Origin of the sequence: Roseovarius salincola (assembly GCF_026891095.1) — a bacterium.
GTDB classification, from domain to species: Bacteria; Pseudomonadota; Alphaproteobacteria; order Rhodobacterales; family Rhodobacteraceae; genus Roseovarius; species Roseovarius salincola.
Genome location: NZ_JAPTNL010000043.1, coordinates 1 through 3,349 on the forward strand (window position 1 = coordinate 1; position 3,349 = coordinate 3,349).

Sequence of the window (3,349 nt, forward strand, 5' to 3'; positions counted from 1 at the left end):
GATTTCTTGTTCATCTTCGCTCCTTGATGGCTGCGATGAACCAGAAATCCTCCGTTACGAAAACATCAAATCTGTCCCATGGGTGCTGACGTCAGACAGACGCCGAGCGCGGGCTGTTCCCTGAAGACGTGATCGCCTTCATCGAGGCAACGCAGGCCAAACGCTGGGCCAGCCTGCAGGAGTTCCACGGCGACCGCGCCAAGGGCACCCTGCTGGACTCGCTCTGCAAGGAGCTGTCGGCCAAGGGCTCGCTGCATGTCCTGCGCCACGGGTTCAAGTGTTTCGGCAAGACGTGGAAGCTGGCCTATTTCGCGCCCGCCTCCGGGATGAACCCCGACGCACTGGCCGACTACGCCGCCAACCGCATGACCGCCACGCGTCAGGTGCATTTTGACCCCAAGAAAAAGGGCCTCTCGCTCGATCTAGTGCTGTCGGTCAACGGCCTACCCATCGTGACGATGGAGTTGAAAAACCAGATGTCCGGCCAGACGGTCGAGCATGCCAAGAAGCAATACAAGTTCGACCGCGATCCAACCTGCCCGATTTTCCGCTTCAAGGAACGGGCGTTGGTGCATTTCGCCGTCGATACCGATCTGGCCTCTATGACGACAAGGCTGAGCGGATCCAAGACGGTGTTCCTGCCGTTCAACAAGGGGCATGGGCACGGCGCGGGCAATCCGCCGGATGAAGACAACTACCGCACGGCGTATCTGTGGGAAGAGGTGCTGACCAAGGATAGCCTGATGGATATCCTAGCGCGCTTCCTGCATCTTGAGGTGAAGGAAACCAAGGTAGTGACTGCGCGCGGGATTAAGACCTCGCGCAAGGAAACCATGATCTTCCCGCGTTATCACCAGCTGGATTCCGTACGGAAGCTGGTGGCCGACGCCAAAGCGAAAGGACCAAGCCACAATTACCTGATCCAGCACTCGGCCGGGTCCGGTAAATCGAACTCGATCGCTTGGCTGGCGCATCGCCTGTCGAGCCTGCACGATACGAATGATCAGAAGGTGTTCAGCACGGTTGTGGTGATCACCGACCGGCGCGTGCTGGATCAACAGCTGCAGGACACGATCTATCAGTTCGAGCATAAGCAAGGCGTGGTCGAGAAGATCGACGAGAACACCCAGCAGCTGGCCAAGGCTCTGTCAGGTGGCGTGCCGATCGTAATCACCACGATCCAGAAGTTCCCTTTCATCGCGCAGGCTCTCGATACACTAGCAAAGAAGAACGAAAGCGTTCAGATCGACACGACCGGCAAGAGCTTTGCCGTGATCGTAGATGAAGCGCACAGCTCCCAAAGTGGCGAGACTGCCATGGAGCTGCGCAAGGTGCTGAACCGCGAAGGCATCGCGGCCACGATTGCCGAACAGATCATCGATGATGAGGAGGAGCAGAACCTTTCGGACGAAGCGAAAGAAGCCCTGTTCCAGGAGATGCTCAAGCGTCCCCGCCAGAAGAACATCAGCTTTTTTGCGTTCACTGCGACGCCGAAATTCAAGACGCTGGCGGTGTTCAATGAGCCTGGACCGAACGGGAAGCCCCCCTTTCACCACTACTCCATGAGACAAGCCATCGAGGAAGGCTTCATCATGGACGTACTAAAAAATTACACGACCTACAAAGCTTACTACGGGCTAATCAAGTCGATCGAAGACGACCCCGAGGTGCCGCGCAAGAAGGCCGCCAAGCAGCTTGCGCGGTTCATGAGCTTGCACCCTCACAATATAGCGCAAAAAGTGGAAGTGATCATCGAGCACTTCCGTCATCATACGCGGCATAAGATTGGTGGCCGCGCCAAAGCCATGGTGGTCACCGGATCGCGCTTGCATGCTGTTCGCTACAAGTTGGCTTTCGACAAATATGTCAAAGACAAAGGCTACGGTGACATCAAGGCACTGGTGGCGTTTTCCGGTTCGGTGAAGGATCCAGACTTCCCGGACAAGGAATACACCGAAGTCGGGATGAACAAGGGCATCAAAGAAAGCGAATTACCCGAGAAGTTCGGTACCGAGGAGTACCAAGTACTGCTCGTGGCTGACAAATATCAGACCGGCTTCGACCAACCTTTGCTCCACACCATGTATGTCGACAAGCGCCTGTCAGGCATACAAGCGGTTCAAACGCTGTCTCGCCTCAACCGACGGACAGCGGGCAAGGAAGACACCTTCGTGCTGGATTTCGTTAACGAGCGCGATGAGATCTTCCAGTCGTTCAAAGACTATTACGAAACCACCGACGCCGGTGACGCACCGGACCCGCACCAACTTTACGAATTGCAGCATTCGATCGAAGAATGGCGTGTTTTTGGCAACGATGAAGTCGATCAGGTTTGCGAAATCTGGTTCAAGAACCGCAAAGAGCCGACGGCTTCCGATCATCGCAACATGAATGCTTTGATTGACTTGGCCGTTGAACGCTTTGCGGCTCTGGAAGATGCCGACCGCGAGCTACTGCGGGGCAAACTCACCAGTTTCCGAAACCTTTACGCCTTCTTGTCTCAGGTCGTACCATATCAAGATTCAGACCAAGAAAAGCTTTACACCTACCTTCGCCTCCTTATCCCTAAACTGCCGAAACGCGCCGAGGACGATCCATTCCAACTCGGCGACGAGGTAGAGCTACAATACTATCGCCTGCAGAAAATCAGCGAAGGCGGCATCGACCTTTCGCAAGGTGAAGCTGAACCACTGAAAGGGCCTACGGAAGTAGGATCAGGGGTTTCTAAAGATGAAGCTGTCCAGCTAAGTTTGCTGGTCGACACGTTGAATGAGCGGTTTGGGACCGAATTCGACAAGGCTGACGAATTATTCTTCGATCAGGTAGTGGAGGTAGCAACAGGGAAAGAAAAGTTGCGTGAAGCCGCACGGGCAAACACGTTGGACAACTTCTCCTTGGTCTTCAACTCCATGCTTGAAGGCATGTTCATTGAACGCATGAAAGGCAATGAAGAGATCTTTGCCAAACTAATGAACGATGATCGGTTTCGGGAGGCTGCTGCCAACGGCCTCGTGAAGCGTGTTTATGATTCAATTGTTGGAGCAAATACCAGTTCGGACGATCCGGGCGATGACCCAGATACGGACGACCCCGGACCCATGGTTAACCGCGAGTAGTAGGCAAGGATGACCGACGCAGAAAAGAAAGCAGCGCTCAAAGAACGCTTAGAGCAAAAGACCATCGTCACTTCTCGGCTAAGTGAAACGACACGGTTTGTTGCCTTTGGAATTGTTGCATGGGTTTTCGCCGTGGGAGTGTCCTGAACTCTGTGTATCTGTCCCGGTCCATGCGGTTTCAGATACTCAAGCGTCGAAGCGCTCGCCGAACATTATGGCAAACTGGTTGCGGG

Annotated in this window: 2 protein-coding genes; both read left to right on the forward strand. The window is 54.6% G+C overall.

Annotated features, from left to right (window positions below; genetic code table 11):
- Window positions 1–128: 128 nt before the first annotated feature.
- Window positions 129–3,116 carry a type I restriction endonuclease subunit R gene (locus N5A93_RS19330; protein WP_268956731.1) on the forward strand — a complete coding sequence of 996 codons (2,988 nt, stop codon included), beginning with the start codon at window positions 129–131 and terminating at the stop codon, window positions 3,114–3,116.
- 9 nt (window positions 3,117–3,125) lie between these two features.
- Window positions 3,126–3,263, forward strand: a complete 138-nt coding sequence (locus N5A93_RS19335; protein ID WP_268956732.1) for a hypothetical protein — start codon at window positions 3,126–3,128, stop codon at window positions 3,261–3,263.
- Window positions 3,264–3,349: the final 86 nt, after the last annotated feature.

What these genes read in the sequence shown, in the direction of transcription:
- N5A93_RS19335 (WP_268956732.1), top strand. Translation starts at nt 3,126, where the DNA reads ATGACCGACGCAGAAAAGAAAGCAGCGCTCAAAGAACGCTTAGAGCAA.